The 22658-nt window shown below is 39.0% G+C and carries 22 protein-coding genes; 7 read left to right on the top strand and 15 right to left on the bottom strand.

Annotation, left to right across the window (positions count from 1 at the left end):
• The 4 genes from ACOKFD_RS04490 (at position 1) to ACOKFD_RS04475 (ending at position 3919) form a co-directional block, all read left to right on the top strand.
• On the top strand, positions 1-957 hold the full coding sequence (locus ACOKFD_RS04490; RefSeq protein ID WP_422860157.1) for a hypothetical protein: 957 nt from the start codon (positions 1-3) through the stop codon (positions 955-957).
• Positions 954-1541, top strand: coding sequence for a dephospho-CoA kinase (coaE, locus tag ACOKFD_RS04485; protein WP_422860156.1), 588 nt, complete (start codon positions 954-956; stop codon positions 1539-1541). The genes ACOKFD_RS04490 and coaE overlap by 4 nt, the downstream gene beginning before the upstream one ends.
• Positions 1542-1618: 77 nt before the next feature.
• Positions 1619-3199 (top strand): sensor histidine kinase, encoded by a 1581-nt coding sequence (locus ACOKFD_RS04480; protein WP_298999092.1) that lies wholly within the window; start codon positions 1619-1621, stop codon positions 3197-3199.
• A 6-nt stretch (positions 3200-3205) separates the two neighbouring features.
• Positions 3206-3919: a response regulator transcription factor gene (locus ACOKFD_RS04475; protein WP_298999090.1), complete on the top strand. Its 714-nt coding sequence runs from the start codon at positions 3206-3208 to the stop codon at positions 3917-3919.
• Positions 3920-3970: 51 nt separating this feature from the next.
• On the opposite strand, the gene ACOKFD_RS04470 is transcribed toward ACOKFD_RS04475, so the two are convergent.
• From ACOKFD_RS04470 to ACOKFD_RS04425, 10 genes are all read right to left on the bottom strand, one after another.
• Positions 3971-5305, bottom strand: coding sequence for a GntP family permease (locus ACOKFD_RS04470; RefSeq protein WP_422860155.1), 1335 nt, complete (start codon positions 5303-5305; stop codon positions 3971-3973).
• Positions 5306-5443: 138 nt separating this feature from the next.
• Entirely contained in the window at positions 5444-7492 is a 2049-nt protein-coding gene (locus ACOKFD_RS04465; RefSeq protein WP_422860154.1) for a M13 family metallopeptidase, read from the bottom strand.
• 135 nt (positions 7493-7627) lie between these two features.
• Complete coding sequence (locus ACOKFD_RS04460; RefSeq protein ID WP_422860153.1) at positions 7628-8128, bottom strand: gluconokinase; 501 nt, start codon at positions 8126-8128, stop codon at positions 7628-7630.
• Positions 8121-9038 (bottom strand): tRNA (adenosine(37)-N6)-dimethylallyltransferase MiaA, encoded by a 918-nt coding sequence (gene miaA / locus ACOKFD_RS04455; RefSeq protein ID WP_422861001.1) that lies wholly within the window; start codon positions 9036-9038, stop codon positions 8121-8123. Before miaA ends, ACOKFD_RS04460 begins: the two co-directional genes overlap by 8 nt.
• Positions 9035-9862 (bottom strand): ion transporter, encoded by an 828-nt coding sequence (locus ACOKFD_RS04450; protein ID WP_298999086.1) that lies wholly within the window; start codon positions 9860-9862, stop codon positions 9035-9037. The genes miaA and ACOKFD_RS04450 overlap by 4 nt, the downstream gene beginning before the upstream one ends.
• A complete protein-coding gene (locus ACOKFD_RS04445) occupies positions 9859-11175 on the bottom strand; it encodes an exonuclease domain-containing protein (protein WP_422860152.1) in 1317 nt (438 codons plus the stop codon). Before ACOKFD_RS04445 ends, ACOKFD_RS04450 begins: the two co-directional genes overlap by 4 nt.
• Positions 11176-11192: 17 nt before the next feature.
• Positions 11193-11852, bottom strand: coding sequence for a YggS family pyridoxal phosphate-dependent enzyme (locus tag ACOKFD_RS04440; protein WP_422860151.1), 660 nt, complete (start codon positions 11850-11852; stop codon positions 11193-11195).
• 12 nt (positions 11853-11864) lie between these two features.
• Positions 11865-13100, bottom strand: coding sequence for a DUF1015 domain-containing protein (locus ACOKFD_RS04435; RefSeq protein ID WP_422860150.1), 1236 nt, complete (start codon positions 13098-13100; stop codon positions 11865-11867).
• A 6-nt stretch (positions 13101-13106) separates the two neighbouring features.
• Positions 13107-13994, bottom strand: a complete 888-nt coding sequence (locus ACOKFD_RS04430) for a 3-hydroxyacyl-CoA dehydrogenase family protein (RefSeq protein ID WP_422860149.1) — start codon at positions 13992-13994, stop codon at positions 13107-13109.
• Positions 13995-14001: 7 nt separating this feature from the next.
• Positions 14002-14967, bottom strand: a complete 966-nt coding sequence (locus ACOKFD_RS04425; RefSeq protein WP_422860148.1) for a Gfo/Idh/MocA family protein — start codon at positions 14965-14967, stop codon at positions 14002-14004.
• Between the two features lie 114 nt (positions 14968-15081).
• On the opposite strand from ACOKFD_RS04425, the gene ACOKFD_RS04420 reads away from it, so the two are divergent.
• Positions 15082-15723: a protein-L-isoaspartate(D-aspartate) O-methyltransferase gene (locus ACOKFD_RS04420; protein ID WP_422860147.1), complete on the top strand. Its 642-nt coding sequence runs from the start codon at positions 15082-15084 to the stop codon at positions 15721-15723.
• Here the strand turns inward: ACOKFD_RS04420 and smpB are convergent.
• Positions 15720-16181 (bottom strand): SsrA-binding protein SmpB, encoded by a 462-nt coding sequence (gene smpB / locus ACOKFD_RS04415; protein ID WP_298999078.1) that lies wholly within the window; start codon positions 16179-16181, stop codon positions 15720-15722. The genes ACOKFD_RS04420 and smpB overlap by 4 nt on opposite strands.
• Before the next feature lie 81 nt (positions 16182-16262).
• Here smpB and ACOKFD_RS04410 point away from each other — a divergent pair, with 81 nt between their 5' ends.
• Positions 16263-17006, top strand: coding sequence for a DUF6503 family protein (locus ACOKFD_RS04410; RefSeq protein ID WP_422860146.1), 744 nt, complete (start codon positions 16263-16265; stop codon positions 17004-17006).
• On the opposite strand, the gene ACOKFD_RS04405 is transcribed toward ACOKFD_RS04410, so the two are convergent.
• The 3 genes from ACOKFD_RS04405 to clpB form a co-directional block, all read right to left on the bottom strand.
• Positions 17003-17527 (bottom strand): SixA phosphatase family protein, encoded by a 525-nt coding sequence (locus ACOKFD_RS04405; RefSeq protein ID WP_422860145.1) that lies wholly within the window; start codon positions 17525-17527, stop codon positions 17003-17005. The genes ACOKFD_RS04410 and ACOKFD_RS04405 overlap by 4 nt on opposite strands.
• 2 nt (positions 17528-17529) lie before the next feature.
• The gene (locus tag ACOKFD_RS04400) at positions 17530-18135 is read right to left on the bottom strand and encodes a TetR/AcrR family transcriptional regulator (protein ID WP_422860144.1); all 606 of its coding nucleotides are present in this window, start codon (positions 18133-18135) and stop codon (positions 17530-17532) included.
• A gap of 122 nt (positions 18136-18257) precedes the next feature.
• Positions 18258-20861, bottom strand: coding sequence for an ATP-dependent chaperone ClpB (gene clpB / locus ACOKFD_RS04395; RefSeq protein WP_422860143.1), 2604 nt, complete (start codon positions 20859-20861; stop codon positions 18258-18260).
• A gap of 143 nt (positions 20862-21004) precedes the next feature.
• Here clpB and ytxJ point away from each other — a divergent pair, with 143 nt between their 5' ends.
• Complete coding sequence (ytxJ, locus tag ACOKFD_RS04390; protein WP_422860142.1) at positions 21005-21394, top strand: bacillithiol system redox-active protein YtxJ; 390 nt, start codon at positions 21005-21007, stop codon at positions 21392-21394.
• A 34-nt stretch (positions 21395-21428) separates the two neighbouring features.
• Here the strand turns inward: ytxJ and ACOKFD_RS04385 are convergent, their stop codons facing one another.
• On the bottom strand, positions 21429-22613 hold the full coding sequence (locus ACOKFD_RS04385; RefSeq protein ID WP_422860141.1) for a hypothetical protein: 1185 nt from the start codon (positions 22611-22613) through the stop codon (positions 21429-21431).
• Positions 22614-22658 lie beyond the last annotated feature (45 nt).

Genomic DNA, 22658 nt, shown 5'->3' with positions numbered 1-22658 from the left:
ATGGAACGTAACCTCATCGCTGGACTTAATAGAAGAAAAGTAAAGATTTTCTTCTTGTTCTTGGTTTGTTCTTTTTTGGCTTGGTTTTTAAGTAACCTTTCTGATTCTTACGAATCAAGAACAAACTTTACCCTTAACTATAAAAGTTTGCCAGACACTTTGTTTTTAGGAAACAAAGCTTCAAAAAACCTTGAGGCTAAAGTTCGAACTAGTGGATTTCAGTTGTTGTATTACAAGTTTTTCAATAAACGGATGGATATAAGTCTCTCCCAAGTGAATCATGAAAACGGAGAATATTTTCTTACGGAAGACATTCTTAAGAAACAAATGGAGAGGCAACTTTCACAAAACATTTCTCTATTGGATTTAGATGGTACCCGATGGGTTGTCGATTTATATCAAGTGTCTCAAAAAAAGCTGGCGGTAAAACCCATAATTGAGCTTAAGTTTCAGCCTAATCATATATTGGATGGAGTTCTAACAATTTCACCAGATTCCATAATGGTAAAAGGCCCTGCCAATGAAATAGATACATTGTTCGAAGTAGAAACAGAGCCAATTGTTCTAAATGATCTTTCAAAAGATTTTTCGGAAGACGCATCAATCATCTTCCCTAAAGGTTTGGATAACAGTATTTTTTCCACGAACAGAGCAGAAGTTTCTGGACATGTGGTTAAGTTCTCTGAAAAGGTGTTTGAAGTGGAAGTAAAACCCGTAAACTTCCCTGAAGACTACAACGTGAAAATGTTCCCAAATACCGTATCATTGGTGTGCAAGGCCTCGTTGGATCAACTTAAAGTTATAAACCCTGAAAGTTTTGAGATTATAGCAGACTATAAGCAACTAGGAGGAAGAGCAAACAATAGTCTTTTTCTAAAAGTGGCTAAAAAACCTGCTACCGTTTACGCGGTACGTTTGCAACAGCGAACCGTTAATTTTGTTTTGGAAAGAAAATGATAAAGATAGGGTTGACCGGAGGAATTGGCAGTGGTAAGAGTACCGTCGCAAAGATGTTTACAGAATTGGGTGTTCCGGTGTATGATTCCGATATGCAGGCTAAGGAACTTATGTCCAGTTCGACAAAACTAAAGAAAGCAATAACACAACTTTTGGGTAAAGAGGCCTATAAAAATGAGGTGCTAAATCGTAAATATATAGCGGGAAAGGTTTTTGCCGACACTAATTTACTTGAAAAGTTAAACAAAATCGTACATCCTGTAGTCAAAGAGCATTTTATGGATTGGGCCCAAAAACAGGATTCGGAATACGTAATTCAAGAAAGCGCCTTGATTTTTGAAAATGGGAATGAAGATTTTTATGATGCCATAGTTTTGGTTACCGCACCAGAAGAAATTCGCGTAAAGCGTGTAATTAAAAGGGATAAGAGTAATGCAAGTGATGTAATACAACGCATTGAAAATCAAATGGAGGATAAGGATAAAGTGGATATGGCCCATTTTTATGTTGAAAATATTGATTTAGAAACTACCCAAAACAAAGTCCTCGAGATTCATAAAGCAATTGTTAAATCAATAGCTTAGGTTTAAATTTTAACATTTTTGTTAAGGTTTGGTTAAACGATAAAAGGGCTAAATGTTAAATTTCTAATTTTACCGCAATGAACAAGAAGCTTTTTGTTCTTCTCGTCATTCTAATGAGCTTGTCTCTAACCGGCATAATTTTCGTGCAAGTTTATTGGATAAGGACATCGGTCAAAGACAAAGAAGAACAATTTTCAAGGACAGTTACCGGAATACTGGATAGGGTAGCGAACAGGGTGGAAAAGAGGGAAATGAAAGACTATTCAGACCGTCTGGCTTCTCTGGTAGATAGCATTGGACAACCTAAGACCACTCAGTTCAGAAACTTTTTGTTTGTTGATAGGGATTTGAATTCAGATGAAATTCTTTTCTATTCCCATGGAATTTTAGAAGAGGATTACAACATAACATCTACGTTCTTTGATAATCAAAATGGGGAGGATACCACCACCTTTAAAAATTACACCAGCAAGCGTACTAAGGCGGTGTTCAAAGAGGAATTTGGTTTGGACGGTAAGCGCTATAGTTTAACACCGATTCAAAAAGCCGAAAAAATAGGTGGATTATCCAGTATTGATAAGGCCGTTTGGGAAGACGTTTTTATGGAGTATGCCAAAAGCAGGCCTATCCATAAAAGAGTGTCCAAACAGGAAATAGAATTGCTTTTGGCACAAGAGCTGAAAAATAGGGAGATAGATATTGATTTTGAATATGGAGTGTATAGTCAGGGATTCCCAACTAAAGTACAATCCAAGAAATTCAAGTTTTCTGATACCAAAATGTATAGAGCTCCCATTTTTAAGGATAGTGAGGGCAGTACCAACTTTTCGTTGTTGCTCACATTTCCTAAAATGAAAAGGTTCTTGTTCAAATCCATAATGGGGATGGCAATTCTGTCTTTAGTTTTCACTTTGGTGATTGTTGTTGCTTACTCAAGTGCTATTTATCAATTGATAAAGCAAAAACAGATTTCTGAAATTAAAACAGATTTCATCAACAATATGACGCATGAGTTTAAGACACCAATCGCTACAATAAACTTAGCGGTTGAGGCAATTCGAAATCCCAAGTCCATCTCGGATACGGATAAAGTGTTGCGGTATCTAGGAATGATTAGGGATGAAAACAAGCGAATGCACGCCCAAGTTGAAAACGTATTGCGTATCTCCAAGCTGGAAAAGAACCAGTTGGACATTAGTAAAGATAGGGTAGATGCCCATGATATTATTAATGATGCCTTAGCGCATATAGAATTAATAGTTGCCGATAGAGGGGGATACGTAGAAGCGCATTTAGATGCAGAAAGATCAGAGGTACTTGCCAACGATGTTCATTTTACCAATGTTATGGTAAATATGTTGGACAATGCGGTAAAGTATTCTCCAGAGGCCCCAAAAATTGATGTGTATACCGAATTGGCCAAAAACCACATCATTATCAAAGTGAAAGACCAGGGTGCAGGAATGAGCAAACCGGTCCTAAAAAGAGTATTTGAGAAATTTTACCGGGAACATACCGGAGATATACATAATGTAAAAGGTCATGGGCTTGGATTAGCCTATGTTAAACGAATAATAGAAGATCATCAAGGAGAAGTTTATGCAGAAAGTGAAAAAGGAAAAGGCAGTACTTTCTTTATCAAGCTTCCTTTAATTTAAGAAACTATGGAAACAGAAAACAAAAAAATATTACTGGTCGAAGACGATCCAAATTTTGGTATTGTTCTCAAGGATTATCTTTCTATGAACGATTTTGATGTCGTATTGGCAAAAAATGGAATGGAAGGTTTTGAAAAGTTCAAAAAAGACAACTACGATGTGTGTATCCTGGACGTCATGATGCCTTACAAGGATGGATTCACGTTGGCCAGGGAAATTCGGGAGAAGAATGAGAATGTGCCTATTATTTTTCTTACTGCGAAGACCATGAAAGAGGATGTGTTGAAGGGCTACAAGGCAGGTGCGGATGACTATTTGAACAAACCTTTTGACTCCGAAGTGTTGCTAATGAAACTAAAGGCAATACTTCAGCGTAAGGCCTCCAGTACTTTGGCCGATAGCAAACAATTTGAATTCCAGATTGGAAATTTCCACTTGAATTCAAAGCTACGTTTCTTAAAATACATGGAAGAGGAGCCTATCAAATTATCTCCAAAAGAAAATGAGCTACTTCGCCTTTTGGCACTTCATGAAAATGATTTGATGCCCCGGGAATTGGCACTGACCAAAATATGGCGAGATGATAACTACTTCACCTCCAGAAGTATGGATGTATATATTGCCAAATTAAGAAAGTACTTAAAGCGGGATGATGTTGTCGAAATTCTCAATATTCATGGGGAAGGTTTCCGATTGGTCATAAAGGCTGAAAATCAATAAAGAGTTTACATAGTTTATAGAAAAGCCACCTTTTGGGGTGGTTTTTTTCTTTTATACCAATAGGTAAACCACACTTACGGTCAAAATTCCAATAAAAGCTAAAATAGTGGTCATGATGGTCCAGGATTTAAAAGTCTGCTTTTCAGAAATACCTAAATATTGCCCTACTAACCAAAAACCACTATCGTTTACATGAGAAAATATACTGGCACCCGAAGCAATGGCAATAACCATACAAGCTAGCTCTATAGGTTTTAGAGCAGCACTTATCAATAAAGGTGATATCAATCCCGCAGCGGTAATCATAGCTACGGTAGAAGACCCTTGAATAATTCGCACAATGGCTGCACTAATGAATGCGAAAGCCAATACTGGGATTCCAGCATCACTAAGTGAGGTAGCTAGTAACTTTCCTGCTCCAGTATCGGTCAACACTTGTTTAAAGACTCCTCCGGCCCCAGTCAGTAATATAATGGTGCCAGCTGGTGCCAACGATTTGGTAGTAATGTCAAACAATTGTTTTTTAGAAAACCCTCTACAGATACCGAAAACATACCAAGCTAAGATATTGGCAATAATTAGGGCTGCAAACGGATGTCCTATCAAAGCAATGGTCTGTAGTAACCATTTGGATTGAATACCAAATATTCCGGTTGCCGTTATTGTATTTAAAAGAATCAAAAAAATAGGTAAGGCAATTATCAAAAGAGTTTGTCCTATTGGTGGAAGCGACAACAGTTCTTCGGTTTCTTCTTTGGCAGGAGCATCAACGTGTATTCTACCAGCAACCTTTCTTCCAAACCATAAACCTGCAATCAAGGCTGTTGGGATTCCCACTATAAACCCTACTAAAATCACCCACCCCAAATCGGCACCAATAATATCTGCTACAGCAATGGGACCCGGAGTTGGGGGAATAAAGGCATGGGTAATGGCCAAACCTGCCAACAATGGAATAGCATATAATAAAAGAGATTTACCTGTTTTTCGCTGAAGCGCATAAATCATGGGCACTAGAATGATGAAAGCCACATCAAAAAACACTGGAATGGCAATTAAGAATCCAGATACCACCATGGCCGCAGGTGCTTTTTTTAGTCCAAACTTGGATATCATGAAATCAGCAATGGTCTTGGCTCCCCCCGATTCTTCTAAAATAGCCCCAAACATGGCCCCCAATCCTACCACGGTTGCTACAAAACCCAAGGTATTCCCCATTCCTTTTTGTATAGTCGTAATGATTTCCGTAGCATCCAAGCCAGCAATCAACCCTACTGTTATACTTCCTATAAGCAAAGCAATAAAGGCGTTGATTTTTAATCTCAGAATTAGAAAAAGTAATAGGGCAATTCCTGAAATCACTGCGATAACTAGGGTAGTGGTCATATAAATTGGTTTGAAGGCATTTATTTCTCTGTACGCAATGCTTCCAAATATAGCGAAAAGAATGAGGGTGGAGTTATTGGAAATGAGAAGGGCAAACCATTATGGTTTGCCCTTTAATTTATTAAAGTTAAAATTGAACTACCAGATTTGCACTCGCTCTTCAGGAGCTAAAAACATCTTATCTCCTTCTTTGATATCAAAGGCATCATAGAATTCTTGTACATTCAGTAATGGCTGAATCGCTCTCGTATGACCTGGGGAGTGAGGGTCTGTTTTTATTTGGGTACGTAAAGCTTCATCCCGTATTTTGGTTCTCCATACTGTTGCCCAAGACATAAAGAAACGCTGCTCTGGAGTAAATCCGTCTATATTTTCCGGACGTCCGTTTTCAGCAAAATGTCTCTGTAGACCATCATAAGCTCCTAGAACACCACCAAGGTCACCAATATTTTCACCCAAGGTAAATTTACCATTTACGAAAACTTCGGGCAACACTTCAACCCTGTCATATTGCGCAGCTAAAGAATCCCCTCTTTGAGTGAAAGCTTTTAAATCTTCTTCGGTCCACCAGTTTTTAAGGTTACCGTCAGAGTCAAAACGTGAACCGCTATCATCAAATGCATGGGAAATCTCATGACCAATTACGGCTCCAATTCCTCCATAGTTAACAGCTTCATCTGCTGTGTAGTTGTAAAAAGGAGGTTGCAAGATAGCGGCTGGAAATACAATCTCGTTGTTCAGAGGATTAAAATATGCATTAACCGTTTGAGGAGACATGCCCCAAGCGCTTTTGTCCACAGGTTCCCCAATATCTGCAAAATTATCATCTTGTTGCCATTTATCTACGGCAGCCATATTATCAAAATAGGTCTTGTCCGCAGTAACATCCATAGCAGAATAGTCTTCCCATTTATCTGGGTAGGCAATTTTTACCGTAAACTTATCTAGCTTTTCAATGGCTTTCAATTTGGTGGAATCTCCCATCCAATCCAATTTTTGGATTCTTGCTTTATACGCCTCAATAATATTGGCAATCATCTTTTCCGCCTTGGCTTTCGCTTCTGGTGGAAACTTGGCGTCTACATATAACTGACCCAATGCTTCACCCACAGAGCGATTTACAGTGGCCAAAGCCCTTTCATCTGCTGGTCTTTGCTTTTCGGCACCTCTCAAGTATTTGCTATAAAATTCCCAATTGGCAGTCTCAATTTCTGAAGAAAGCCTTCCTGCAGCACTATTGAAAGTGTCCCACCTCATTAATGTTTTAAGATCTTCGATTGACGTATCTTTTAAGAAACTGTTCAATGTTTTTGTATAGTCTAACTGAGTTACAAAAATGGTATCGAAAGCTTTGGTGGCTCCAACATCTTTAATCATTTTCTTTAAGTCGATATTACTCAACATCTCGTCAGCTTCGGCAATGGTCCTTGGGTTATTCAAGTTTCTCACGTCTCTTCGCTGTACCTTGTCCAATCTAGGTTCTGCCAATTTAGTTTCCAACTCCAAAATTCTTTCTGAAGCGGCGGAAGCTACTTCTTCGCTATCTCCTAACATTTGTAGCATCCGTACAATATGCTTTTTATATTCTTCCCGGATCTCTTTGGATTTGTCGTCGTTGTCTAAATAATAATCGCGATCTGGTAGGCCAAGTCCCGCAGGACCCATATATACCGCATTCATGGCGCTGTTGTTTAGGTCTGCGAATACGCTAATGCCTAAAAAAGGCGAGTTTACAGAAGGATTTGTAGCAAGTACGGTCTGTAAATCGTTTAAATTTTGGATTCCTGAGATGGCATCCAATGCAGGTTGAAGCGGAGTAAGTCCAGCGGCATCACGTGCAGTCGAATCCAATTTGGTATCAAAAATGGCCAATGCTTTCGCTTGATCAGTAGCGGCATCGTATTTTCCGCTTTCTCTGGCATCAGCTAAGATTTGAAGTACGTCGGCATCGGTGGATTTGCGAAGTACCGAAAAACCACCCCAACGGGTACGATCTTCTGGAATCTCGGTATTTTTCATCCAACTTCCGTTGACATAGTTATAGAAATCTTCTTTTGGACTTACCGTTGTGTCCATGTTTTCAAGGACGATACCAGGTATTTTTTCAACCTCGGCAGTCTCTTTAGGTTCCTGTTTACAGCTAACAAACGTAATGATAGAAGCTGCAACAAAGCATAGTTTTTTCATTTTGAGCAATAAATTAAATTAGTCGTAGGTTAGACGGTAACAATAGGTTTTTGTTACGGACAACCTTTATAAATTTTTCCAAGATACCTCAAAAGAAAGTTAATAAGTGTTAATTGTTTCTAAAGCGCATAACCTTTAAGGTTCTATATTTTTTGAAATTGATTCAATAATCTCTTCTGGAGCAAGGGCTATGGATACTTTGATAGCTTCCATTGGTGGTTCCAAAGTTTTAAACTGGGATTTAAGTAAATCAATGGGCATAAAATGAGAGCTCCTTTTTTCCAATCGGGATTTAATCAACTCAAAAGTTCCTTCTAAATAAACAAATACTGGGGAAGGCTCCATATCTTTCCTTAATATCTTTCTATAGGACGACTTTAAAGCGGAACAGGCAATAACTGCTCCATTGGATTTATTTTCTTTGGCAAGCTGATTTAGAGCAATAAGCCAATCATAACGATCGTTATCGTTCAATGGGTTTCCCGAAGCCATCTTTTTAATGTTAGCTTCAGGATGAAAGTCATCGCCATCAAAAAAAGGAATATGTAGTTTTTGAGACAATAGTTTTCCAATGGTGCTCTTCCCGGTCCCGGAAACACCCATAACAATAAACACCATTGGCTTTTTTTCAATCATGTGTGCCTAGTTTGGAATTGACCTGAGAAACAATTGTTTCGAAATCGGCATTGGAATCAACCCAAAGTATATCAGGATTTTTTCGCAACCAGGTCAGCTGTCTTTTTGCAAACCTTCTGGTATTCTTTTTAATTTCTGAAATGGCAAAATCCAATGGAATTTCTCCATCCAAGAATCGAAATAGTTCTTTATACCCTACAGTTTGTAAAGCATTCAGATTTCTGTGCTCGTATAAGGTTTTTACTTCTTCCAATAGACCTTGTTTCATCATTTCATCTACACGCAGATTAATTCTTTCATAAATGATTTCTCTTTCGGCATTGATGCCAACGTATATTGCATCAAAAGGACGTTTTGTAGTATCCTTGTTTAAAAAGGATGAAAATGGTTCGCCAGAAGAACGAATTATCTCCAAAGCTCTTATTAAACGATGAGAATTCATCAAATCCACTTTTTCATAGTACAAAGGATCTTTTTCCAACAGTTCTTTTTGAAGACTTTCAATGCCTTCATTTTCAAGAACCAAGTTTAGTTCTGGCCTAATGTGCGAAGGCACCTCGGGGAACTCATCCAATCCATGGACCACGGCATCTGTATACAATCCACTTCCGCCCACCATGATGGCGTAGTCATTATCCTGAAATAATTTTTGCATGAGAGCAAGGGCATCTTTCTCGAAGTCCCCAACAGAGTAGGGTTGTTGAATACTTATGTGTTGAATACAATGATGGGGGACGGAGGCTAGTTCTTCTTCCGAAGGTACTGCGGTACCAATTTGCATCTCTTTAAAAAACTGTCTGGAATCTGAAGAAATGATTTCTGTTTTGAAATATTGTGCAAGAGAAATGGCCAACTTGGTCTTTCCAATTGCAGTAGGCCCCACTACAACAATCAATTTTTTGGATTTCATAGCAGTTCTCCGCAATTGTAGCAATGTTTGGCACCATCCCTATGTCCCTCGGCAGAACAGCTGGGACAACATTGTGTATTGGTATGTACCCATTGCTTCTCTCTTCGTTTGTTAAACTCCACTGTTACAATACCTGTGGGTACTGCTATGATACCATAACCCAAAATCATAATCACAGTGGCCAAGAACTGACCAAGATTAGTCTGGGGAGCTATATCACCATACCCCACAGTGGTTAGGGTAACAATGGTCCAATAAATGCTTCGTGGAATACTTGTAAACCCAGCTTCATTTCCTTCTATAAGATACATTAGGGTGCCCATAATAATGGAGAGTATGACCACTACATAGATAAAAACCATAATTTTTGTCCTACTTGCCCTCAACGCATCTCGTAGTTGGGAAGCTTCTCCTAAAAACTTCACCAATTTCAGAATTCTGAAAATACGGAGCAAACGGAAAGCCCTTAAAGCCAAAAGCACTTGAGAACCTGCAAACAGATATGATAGATAAAGTGGTATGGTGGAGACAAAATCAATAATTCCATAAAAACTCAAGATGTATTTCCAAGGTTTTTTGATGCTGATGATTCGTGCAATGTATTCAAAAGAGAAAAAGATGGTAACTATCCATTCCAAGGCAAACAGGATTTGATGGTACCTTGCATCCACTTCTTTCACACTTTCCAGCATCACCAGGATTACGCTCAAGACAATGAGGATTACCAGGGCAATGTCAAATAGTTTTCCCAAAGGAGTGTCTGCCTCATAAATAATTTCATGAAGAGAATTTTTCCAGCCAGAATGTTTTTTTTGCGCTTTCAAAGGGCAAGGGTTAACTCTAAAATTTTGAGTCTGTGCTTTTTTCTTAAATAGGACTCGATTATAAAAGTCGTATTATCATCGCTTCGCATTGGGGTCAACAGCGATTCTAATATATGAATATTATTCATTTGATGGTTGAGTTCGGCATAACCATATCCCATTAATTGACCATCCTTTATGAGTATAAAACTACTTTCGCCAACTTCTCTACCTTTATCAAAAAGGGCTATATTTTTTTCTGACAAACTGTATTTAACAAAAATACTTTCCCATTTTTGGTTTTCATCCTGAATATCTTCTCTGTTGAAATTAGTCTCTTTGAAAACTTCAACATGCTGCTCAAGGGATATTTTTCTGATGAAGCTTTTTGCGGAAGTTACTCCGTTAAAGCCTATGCTTTTTGGTTTACGAAATGCACGTTTTACAATTTCAAGTTCAATTTGGGGAGTTCCGTTGGAAGAAAAATTGATAGCGTGGGAATAGAGTTTCTTCTTGGTAATAAGATTATGCTTGGGTCGGGTACGTTTTACTTCGTGGTACTCTTTCAAAATAGCAATTAGCTCACTGCCCGTCAACTCAAAAGAAATCTTTTTGGTTTCTTTTTGAAGCTTTCTGGCCAATTGTCCCACGTTGGTAAAATGTTGATTGACCCTTTTCTGAATATCCTTTGTCTTTCCTAAAAAAATAATATCCCCATCCTTGTTGTGCATGTAATAGATACCAGTTTTGGAAGGTAGTTGAGATACCATTTGCAGCTGATTTGCGGATAGTTCACCATGCTCTGCATTTCGCATTACCTCTTGAACAATGGTCTTGTCAGAATCTTTTGCCAACAACAACTTGAATAGTTTGACCGTGGCGAGGGCGTCGCCATTCGCCCTGTGTCTGTCGCTCATGGGTATACCTAGAGAACGTACCAATTTCCCTAAACTATGGGATTCTGCCTCCGGGAGTAGTTTTTTAGACAAATCCACTGTGCATAAGGTCTTCCTTTGAAAATCAAATCCCAACCGCCTAAACTCAGTGCGAAGAATACGATAATCGAATTGAGCGTTATGCGCTACAATTACGGCGCCCTCTGTAATCTCCACAATTCGCTTGGCCACCTCGTGGAACTTGGGTGCCGTACGCAACATTTTATTATTGATTCCAGTAAGCTTTGATACAAAAGGTTGAATTTCCCTTTCTGGATTCACCAAACTCATGAATTGGTCAATAATTTCGTGACCGTCAAATCTGTAAATAGCAATTTCCATAATGCCTTCCTCGTTGTATTGACCTCCGGTACTTTCAATATCGAGAATGGCGTACATAAAACTTAAATTGATTGCTAGTGGTAGTTTCTGGCTCCAAATATACTACTTCCAATGCGTACCATATTACTACCTTCTTCAATGGCAATATTATAGTCCCCGCTCATTCCCATAGAAAGAATATTCATTTGTGGCAGGTTAGGTATAAAGGTATCATACATCAATTTAAGATGCACAAACTCCTCACGAATCTGGGTTTTGTCCTTCGTGAAAGTTGCCATCCCCATTAATCCTTTAATTTCTACGTTTTTAAGAGACTTGAATATCTCGGAAGATATAATTTCTTTCAACTCTTCCATATCCAGACCAAATTTGGTCTCCTCTTTAGCGATATGCATTTGAAACAAGCAGGGAATGGTTCGATTGTGCTTTTTTGCCTGTTTGTCTATTTCGACGAGCAAGCGTAGACTGTCCACACCATGTATCAAGGATACGTATTCTGCCATATACTTCACCTTGTTTCTTTGAACATGCCCAATCATGTGCCATTCAATATCCTTGGGAAGCTGCTCCCATTTTTGGGTCATATCCTGAATTTTATTCTCACCAAAAACTCGATGGCCCGTCTCATAGGCTTCAAGAATATCTTCATTGGGTTTTGTTTTAGATACGGCCACCAAGGTTACATGGGATGGGAGTGTGCTTTTTATTTGGTTCAAATTCTCTTTGATACTCATCTGCGAAACAATTTATAGCTCGTAAATGGCCATGCCACTGCGTAATTTTGGTTCAATATAAGTGCTTTTGGGAGGCATTACCAACCCTGCATCGGCAATGGCCTTTATTTCATCCATGGTGATGGGCACCAAACTGAAACCTACCTTGAAATCTCCCTTATCGATACTGTCTTTCATTTTGATGGTATTGTGCTTACCATAACCATAGGAGATGCGTTTATCGTTACGTAAATCGTGAATCCCCAAAATGGGTTCCAAAATGGTTTTATATAAGATTTGGGTATCTAATTTGCTTAAAGCATCTGTAAAGGTATATTTTGTGTTTCTTAAATAGAGGGAATAAAATTCACCACCCAAGTACATGCTAAAGTGATGTTTCTTGGTAGGTTTGTAAAGCCCATCTTCTTTTTTTTCGATTCGGAAGTATTCATCCAATTTAATCAGAAACTCTTCTATGGAATACCCATTCAAATCCCGAACCATACGATTGAATTCGTATATCTTAATCTGTGATTCAGGAATTAAATAGGCCATAAAAAAATTATACGCCTCAGTACCCGTATGGGATGCGTTCTCTTCGGTTTTACGTTTGGCCAAGAGATGGGAAGATGCACTTCGGTGGTGGCCATCTGCAATGTACAGGGCATTCATTTCTCCGAATATCTCCACTAATTTCCCAAGCGTTTCTTCAGACGAGATTTTCCAGAGTTGATGACGTATTTTATCCGTCGTGGTAAAATCATATTCCGGAGTTTTTTCAACTTCAAGTTGTAAGATGCGGTCAATATGGGGATTATCAGCATAGGTCATCAAAACAGGTTCGGCATTGAAACCAACGGTATACAAATAATCAGCAAAGAGCTTTTCCCTGTGCTGAATGGTATCTTCGTGTTTTTTTATGATATCATCTGTGTAGTCTTGAAGACTGCAAGTGCAAAAAAGACCCAAACTTTTAAAATCTCCCTTTCCTGTTTGATATAGATAAAAACTAGCTTCGTTATCCTTCTTGAAAATATCCTCTTCCAAAAATTCCATATACCGGTTGTGGACCAATTTAAAACGCTCTTTACCCGAGATAGTTTTATGGAATTTAAATCCTGGATTGATAATATGAAGGAAAGAAAAGGGGTTAAACTCTAATATAGAACGCAATTCTCTTTTTGCATATTTTTCATAGGAACGAGACACCACGAAGGGAGCTTTGTCCTTGGTGGGGCGTATGGCCTTAAAAGGTTTTATAAAGGCCATCTATATTTAGTTAAATTGAGATGCTACTTTTTCCGCTTTTCTGGACTCTGCATAGTCGTAAAAGCCTTCTCCCGACTTAACCCCCATTTTTCCGGCCATTACCATATTGACCAATAATGGACACGGCGCGTATTTTGGATTTTTGAAACCATCGTACATTACGTTTAAAATGGATAAGCAAACATCCAATCCTATAAAATCTGCCAATTGAAGTGGCCCCATGGGGTGAGCCATGCCTAGTTTCATTACGGTATCTATTTCTTTGACTCCGGCAACCCCATTATAAAGTGTTTCAATGGCTTCGTTTATCATGGGCATCAAAATTCGGTTGGCTACGAACCCGGGATAATCATTTACCTCTGTTGGGGTTTTTCCTAATTTTTTGGACAGCTCCATAATAGTTTGGGTCACTTCATCAGAAGTACTATAGCCACGTATGATTTCAACCAACTTCATAATGGGCACAGGATTCATAAAGTGCATGCCAATTACCTTATCCGGTCTTTGGGTTACAGCCCCTATTTGTGTAATTGAAATGGAAGAAGTATTGGTAGCCAAAATGGTATTGGTATCGCACAGCTTATCCAAATCCTCAAATATTTTGAGTTTAATGTTTAGGTTCTCAGTGGCAGCCTCCACGACCAAGTCAGTTGACTTAACACCTTCTTCCAATGAGGTGAAGGTGGAAATTCGTTCCAAGGTGGCAGACTTATCATTTTCAGAAATCCTTTCCTTGGCCAACATCCGGTCCAAGTTTTTCGTAATTGTGGACAATCCTTTTTCCAAAGAAGACTCTGAAATATCCACCAAGTTCACCGGATAACCACTTTGTGCGAAAACGTGGGCAATTCCGTTGCCCATGGTTCCTGCACCAATGACAGCTATTTTGTTCATTCTATATCTATTTTTTAAATGATTCTATGATTTGAAGGGCTACTCTTAAGGCATTGGTTCCCTGTTCCAAACTAACAATTGGGGTAGAGTCATTATTGATTGCATCTGCAAATGTTTCCAGTTCATCCAGAATGGCATTATTGGTGTGAATATCTGGGTTCTCAAAATAGATTTGTTTGCGCATACCTTCGGCGTTTTGCAAAATCATATCAAAATCCCCGGGTTTTTCAGGGGCATCCTTCATTTTCACCACTTCCACTTTTTTCTCAAGAAAGTCTACAGAGATGTACGCATCCTTTTGAAAGAAGCGGGATTTTCTCATGTTTTTCAGCGAAATCCTACTGGAAGTAAGATTGGCCACGCATCCGTTTTCAAACTCAATTCTTGCATTGGCAATATCAGGTGAGCTGCTGATAACCGAAACACCGCTGGCATTTATTTGTTTTACGGGGGAGTTTACCACACTAAGGATTACATCGATATCATGAATCATTAAATCCAAAACAACAGGTACGTCCGTTCCTCTAGGGTTGAATTCAGCCAAACGGTGCGTTTCAATAAACATGGGGTTTTCAACCTTTTCCTTCACCGAAATGAATGCGGGATTAAAGCGCTCAACATGCCCCACTTGTCCTTTTACTCCGTATTTGGCTACTAATTTTAAAAGGGCTTCTGCCTCCTCTAGCGTATTGGTTATAGGCTTTTCTATAAAAATGTGCTTCCCCTTTTCAATAGCTTTCTTAGCACAATCAAAATGAGATAGGGTAGGCGTTACAATATCTAGAACATCAACCGAATCCATCAGCATATTCATGTTTTCAAAGTAGGTATATCCAAATTCTTCAGCTACTTTTTTGGCATTGATTTCATCCGGGTCATAAAATCCAATCAGTTCATATTTTTCGGATTCATTTAAGAGCCTAAGATGAATTTTGCCCAAATGTCCTGCGCCCAGAACACCAACTTTTAACATACTTCCTGATTTTTTTCAAAAATACGATTCTGTAATCAGTTGGCATAAAATAAAAGCGAAGGTCGAATGTAAAATTCACGGGAACTTTTTAAATTCGAACACCAGACTACGACCATGAAGGATACATTGAAGCATAGCGGAATGCGGAACAAGTTGGCAAAGGTAATCGCCAAAAAAGGCATACAGGATAAAAACGTTTTGAATGCCATACGAAAAGTGCCGCGCCACCTTTTTTTAGACAGTAGTTTTGAAGAACATGCATACCAGGACAAGGCCTTTCCCATTGGTGCAAGCCAAACGATATCCCAACCTTATACCGTTGCATTCCAAACAGAATTGCTAGATATAAAACCCAATGATTCCATTTTGGAAATAGGCACAGGAAGCGGATACCAAACTGCAATTTTACTGGAGCTTAAAGCAAAGGTGTTTACCATTGAACGCCAACAGGAATTGTTTAAAAAAACGAAGTTGTTTTTCGGAAAAAGGGGATACCGACCAAAAAAAATCATTTTTGGGGATGGTTACAAAGGGCTTCCCACAGAAGCTCCATTTGATGGTATAATCGTTACCGCAGGAGCTCCTTTTGTTCCGAAGCCTCTATTGTCTCAATTAAAAGTGGGAGGAAAGTTGGTGATACCCGTAGGGTCCGATGAACAAGTTATGACACGCTACATTCGAAAATCAGAAAAGGAATTTGAAAAAGAGGAATTGGGTCTTTTCAGATTTGTCCCTCTTTTGGAGGACAAGAACTAGTTGTTGAAATTTTTCTTGATTCGGGATAGATTTCTTTTGTTGTCCCTATCCTTGATGTTTTCCCTTTTATCGTACAATTTTTTACCCTTGGCCAAGGCAATTTTCATTTTGGCCAGCCCTCTATCATTAATAAAGAGATTCAACGGAACAATGGTCAATCCGGAAGTGGTTACTTCTCTTCTCAATTTTTTTAGCTCTTGCTTATTGAGTAATAACTTACGCTCGGCTTTGGGCTTGTGATTGTAATAACTGCCATGACTGTATTCATCAACTTGCATGTTGATTACAAAAAGCTCCCCTTTTTCATTGAACTCGCAGAAACTTTGGGATAAAGAAGCCTTACCCAATCGAATTGATTTTATCTCGGTTCCAGATAGCACTATTCCAGCTGTATAGGTATCCAACAGTTCAAAATCGAAACGGGCCCTCTTATTCTTTATGTTGATGTTGTTCTGCACAGTGCGCAAAAATATGAACTCTTATTGTAGAAAATTGTAATGTTGTGGAGGTTTTTACGATTATTGAGAAAACAAAACTTCATGAAACTACGACTTATTCCAATTTTGATGCTTCTTATTGTTTCCTGTAAGAACGAAGTAAAAAAGGTTCCCGATGTACAAACTATTATTGATAGCGCTATCGTAAAAAGTGGCGGTGAGTACTTTAAGAACCATAAGGTTTCATTCTTTTTTAGAAATAGAAAGTATTCTTCGTATTATATGAATGGTCAAAAAATATTGGAACGGTACACCTTCTTGGATTCCAATATGATTGCTGATAAAAAGTCGAATACGGATTTCAATCGTTTTATTAATGATAGCTTAGTTTCACTGCCCGATTCTTTGGTAACCCGTTATGCCAATTCAGTAAACTCCGTGCACTATTTTTCCAAATTACCCTTTGGTCTTAACGATAAAGCGGTTAACAAGGAATATCTTGGTGAAGAAACCATCAAGGAAGTTCCATATTACAAAGTAAAGGTGACTTTTGACCAAGCTGGGGGAGGTGATGACTTTGATGACACCTATTTGTACTGGTTCAATAAAGAAACGATGTTACCAGACTATCTTGCTTACGATTTTCATGTAAACGGGGGAGGTCAACGGTTTAGGGAAGCATATAACGAACGGTACATTGAGGGTATTCGTTTTGTGGACTACAATAATTACAAGCCCAAACAAAAAGCAAGCAACTTAATGGATATGGGGCATTTGTTTGAAGAGGGTGGATTGGATTTGTTATCCAAGATTGAGTTGGAAAAAATTGAAGTCCAAAAGAACTAATCCATTTTTAATCTAAAATCGGTGGTATTGTCGTTAATGAACCTAACAATAAAAAGGCTACCATTGTCATCATCTTCCATTTGAAGATATTTTTCTTCTCCCAATAGCTGATTAACAAAAACAGGTGTGGTATTGCTATGCCCAACGATGAGGACGTTATGACCTTTATGGGTCTCCTTGAAACTTTCAATATCTACAGCTCCCGGGTCGTAGAATTCAACTTCAATCTCTTTTTTAATGGATACCGGGGCCGCGGTCATTGTGGTTCTTTCATAGTTGGTGGAATATATGGCATCCAACTCCACCGGGTCAAAAACCTCTGCCCATCTAAGGGCACGGTTTAATCCATCTTGATTGAGCTCGGGGTCTGTATTTTCTGAATTGCTTCTATCTTTTTCTGCATGGCGTATAAGATAGAAGGTAGATATTATTGGTTCTTCAGGTTCTTCCTTACAGCCAGTAGTGATAAATAAAAGTGCAAATACTAAAAACAGATATTTTTTTATCGGTTGTATTGTCATGTTCAGTCCCCTTGTTTTTTAATTTCTTTTTGAATTAAATGCTCTAAATAGGCTATGGTATTTACAAGATATTTTCTATCTCGGGTCATGGTCGCCATAGCGATAGCACCTTGGAGCATGGTAAACAATTGTTTGGCAAATTGCAATGGGGGAACGGGTATTTTAATTTCATTGGCGTTAACACCATTTTCCAGAACCAATGCTATTTTTCCTTCAATCTCATTAACGGTCTCTTTAACGGCAGCAGCCAAAAGCCTATTGTTGTTTTGCGCATCTACGCCAACATTGAGAATAGGGCATCCTCCAAAAGGCATGGTAAACACATCATATTGTCTGTAAAAACGGATAAGTGAAAAAATCTTGTCCAAAGCATTTCCATCTACATTGAGTTTTTCGTCAACAACAGCCAACAATTGTTTTTGATTGTATTGAAAAGCGGAAAGGGCAAGGGCTTCCTTATTCTCAAAATTACCATAAATGGCGCCTTTGGTAAGTCCCGTAGCTTCGGTAATATCACTCATACTGGTGCCCACATACCCAAACTTGTTGAATATGGGCGCTACGGTCTCAATAATGTAAGCGGTGGTTCTTTCTGCTTTTTTGGACATTTTTGGTTCAGGGTTGGTACGCTACAAGCGAAGATATGAAAAACATATACTGTATGGTATTTTAAATACAAAATGCCCTTACTTTTAACAAAATAAGGGCATTAGTTTATATAATCTAGAGGTTACTCGACCAGTTCGTTCTGATTTCTAAAAACCAGTTTATCATCAAAAGAATCCAAGAGAACTATACTGTCTGTTGTAATTCTTCCTGCTAAAATCTCCTTTGACAGATTGTTAAGAACTTCTTTCTGAATCAATCGCTTAACCGGTCTTGCACCAAACTGAGGGTCATATCCCTTTTGAGCTAGATAATCTATGGCTTCTTGCGTTGCATCTAAAGTTATATTTTGTTTAGATACCAATTTTCTCAAGTGGTCCAACTGAAGCCCTACAATTTCCTTGATATCTGACCTGCTCAGTGGTGTGAACATAATGATATCGTCTATCCTGTTCAAAAACTCAGGTCGGATTGTTTTTCGCAACAATCCCATCACTTCCACACGGGCTGCCTCGGTCGCACTTTCCAAATTGTCGCCAACATCTTCAAATTTCTCCTGGATTATATGACTTCCCATATTACTGGTCATGATAATAATGGCATTTTTAAAATCGGCCACACGACCCTTGTTGTCCGTCAACCTTCCTTCATCCAAAACTTGGAGAAGAATATTGAAGGTATCTGGATGGGCTTTTTCAATTTCGTCCAACAACACAACAGAATAGGGCTTTCTTCGTACCGCTTCAGTAAGCTGACCCCCTTCATCATAACCTACGTATCCTGGAGGTGCCCCAACCAATCTGCTCACCGAATGCCGTTCTTGATATTCACTCATATCAATCCGTGTCATGGCATTTTCATCATCAAAAAGATAGGAGGCCAAGGTTTTTGCCAACTCCGTTTTTCCCACCCCAGTAGTTCCTAAAAACAAAAAGGAACCTATCGGCTTTTTCTCGTCCTGAAGTCCTGCTCGGCTTCTACGGATAGCATCCGATACTGCTTCTATGGCTTCTTCCTGGCCAACAACACGCTTATGCAGTACACTCTCCAGATTCAATAACTTGTCACGTTCACTTTGTAACATTTTGGTTACCGGAATACCTGTCCACTTTGCTACAACTTCTGCAATATCCTCATTGGTCACTTCTTCTTTTATCAGCGTACCTGCACTTTGTTGGCTTGCTAACTCTTCTTGAAGTTTTTCCAATCGCTCTTGGGATTCCTTGATTTTCCCATACCGCAATTCCGCTACTTTACCATAATCCCCATTTCGTTCTGCGCGCTCGGCTTCCATTTTGAAGTTTTCAATATCCTGTTTAGTCTTTTGGATATTGTCCACCACACTTTTTTCACTTTCCCACTGTGCAAATACCTCATTTCGCTCTTCTTTTAAATTGGCCAGCTCAAGATTTAGGCTCTGCAATTTGGCCGAATCATTTTCTCGTTTGATGGCTTCTATTTCAATTTCTAATTGCATAATTCGCCTATCCAACACGTCCAGTTCTTCAGGTTTGGAGTTGATTTCCATCCTAAGCTTAGAAGCGGCTTCATCAATAAGGTCAATGGCCTTATCTGGTAAAAATCTGTTGGTAATGTAGCGTTGGGATAGCTCCACCGCAGATATCACCGCTTCATCTTTAATACGCACCTTGTGGTGAGCTTCGTACTTTTCCTTAATACCCCTCAAAATGGAAATGGCACTTTCGGTATCCGGTTCATCCACAAGTACTTTTTGGAAACGGCGTTCCAAAGCTTTGTCTTTTTCAAAATACTTCTGGTACTCATCCAAGGTAGTGGCCCCTATGGCACGTAGTTCCCCTCTTGCCAAAGCCGGTTTCAATATATTGGCCGCATCCATGGCGCCTTGTCCGCCACCAGCACCAACCAAGGTGTGGATTTCGTCAATGAAGAGTACAATATCCCCGTCTGACGTGGTTACCTCTTTGATAACGGATTTCAAACGTTCTTCAAACTCACCTTTATACTTGGCTCCAGCAATCAAAGCACCCATATCCAAGGAATAAATAATCTTGTCCTTAAGGTTCTCAGGAACATCCCCTTGCACAATTCTATGGGCCAACCCTTCAGCGATTGCAGTTTTACCAACCCCTGGTTCACCAACAAGCATAGGATTGTTTTTAGTCCTACGGGAGAGTATTTGCAAAACACGTCGTATTTCTTCATCTCTACCTATAACGGGGTCTAATTTTCCATCATCTGCCAATTGATTCAAATTTCTGGAATACTTGTCCAAAGAATTATAGGTGTCCTCGGCACTCTGCGACGTTACTTTCCCACCTTTTCGAAGTTCTTGAATGGCAGCATTTAAATCCTTTTCAGTTGCCCCTTGGTCTTTCAACATTTGGGCTGCTTTGCTTTTGGATTTAAAAATGGTCAATAACAAGTGTTCTATGGAAACATACTCATCTCCAAGTTTTTTAGCTATAGAGCTAGCTTCTGTGAGCGTTTTTCCCGCCTCTCTGGACAGCATAATATCGCCTCCGGAAACTTTGGGAAGGCTTTCTAGTTCTTTATCTAAAATTTGTTCCACCAAATTGGTGTTGACATTCAATTTTTTCAAAATGAACGGCAATACATTTTGGTCCACTTCCATGATAGCTTTGAACAAATGTTCATTTTCTATCTGCTGATGCCCATATCCTTGCGCAATTTGTTGCGCTTGTTGTATGGCTTCTTGTGATTTTATCGTAAAATTGTTAAAGTTCATTTTCAATCTTTTGACTTTGGATTTCAACAATCCTACCAAGGCAATGAAACCGACAAAATGTCGCTAAACCCTTGAAAATAAAAGACATTTCGGCAGTTTGTAAGCTTTAAAAACCATGCCGACCTATTTATTAAATAAATTGTATGGGAATTTTTGACAGCTTTTTTGGAAATAAAGAAAACAAGGGTAAAGAATCAAATGCCTTGCCTTGGATTCCTTTAACTTCTGTAAACCAGCTTGATGATATTGAGGTGCAGTCCAATGAAAAACCACAGCTTATTTTCAAGCATTCCACCACTTGTGGAATAAGTAGAATGGTTTTGAATATGTTTACTGGCTCCTACAATTTAGGGGATATTGCAGATTTACATTTTTTGGATTTGCATGCCCATCGCGATGTATCTAACGAAGTGGCCACCAAATTTGGGGTTATGCACCAATCACCACAGCTGCTTATTATCAAAAATGGGGAAATAAGTTTTCATACATCACACGGCTCCATAGCGGATATTGATCTAAAAGAATATGTATAAACAAAAAGCCCCGCGAATTGCGGAGCTTTTTTTATCAATCAAATTGATGTCTGCGTATTATACTTTTTAATCGCGCCTTTAGGTCTTCACCTGCGTCGTAGACCATTTGTTCATTTGTTGGGAACGGAACAGCTGCTAAATCCAGTAATGCTACCAAGTTGTTATCCAGAGCTCTCCTATCTCCCTTATAATTGGCATAGATATGCTCAAAAATGAACTCGCTGGCAAGTGGATAGGAGTTGATTTCCTGTCCATTGGACAAATCGGTAATGCTCACCTTGGCTCCAATTTGGGCACTTTTGAATTGTGTGAACTGATAGAAGTTGCAAGTAACCGTCCTTAAGCGGTCTACTTTTATTCTGTTCCCCAAGCTATCTTTCACTGCATTCCCATTGTTATCCAATAGGTATTCATACCCATCCTTAATCTGCTTTTCACGCACAATTTGCTTTTCATTAACTCGCTCCGGAGAAATATTGATTTCCCTAAAACCTAGGTTCAGTGCAAAATCATAGCTCATACCACTCTGTGGTGAGGAGTGAAACTTAGTCCAAAAGTTGTCTATACCGTAGGTGTTGAAATCCAACAGTTCTTCTTCCAATCGTTCCGGAATAATCTGCTGGGTCTCATTATCTATTTGGACTTTTACGTAATCCAAACCTTTTTGATACGCTTGATCCATTTTCTGGATGGTTTGCTTATAGCCAGGATTGATTTCCGACAGATATTTCAAATCATTGAAGACATTTCTAAAATCTTGCTTGTATCTGGCATTTTTCAAAAGGTCGCTCGCATTGGCATACAGATATTCCGAAAGTTGTTCTTTGGTATCCAATATGGCATTATCATAATTGACAAAATCAAATCGAGCTTCACGTCCTTCCTCATAAATAGACAAAGGCAACAAAGGTTGAATTCTAGCTTGAATGTCCCTCAGACTGTTATACTTACGGTAGATGGTCTCCAAATTTGCAGGATTCCCATCTTTTTCCATAAAACTGATTTGCTCCAGTTCTCTTTGGGTATGTTTTGCAAAGGCATCTTCCAAAAGCGTGACATATGCCTGATGTCCTTTTCTGGTTTTGTTATCCCTTAAGTTCTTAATGGCCTTGTTCATGGCCGTAACATAGTTACCGCTGTTTACTGCCTCTTGGGTTTTTTTGACCCCTCCACAGGAAAGCATTAGCAATAGGGTGCTATAAAGTAGAGTTTTTTTCATCGTTTTTGGTTTTGTGATTTTCTAGTTGAATTCAACTGCCGTGCC

The organism is Flagellimonas ulvae (genome assembly GCF_049333175.1).
Taxonomy (GTDB): Bacteria; Bacteroidota; Bacteroidia; order Flavobacteriales; family Flavobacteriaceae; genus Flagellimonas.
This window is presented reverse-complemented; position numbering and strand designations above follow the sequence as displayed.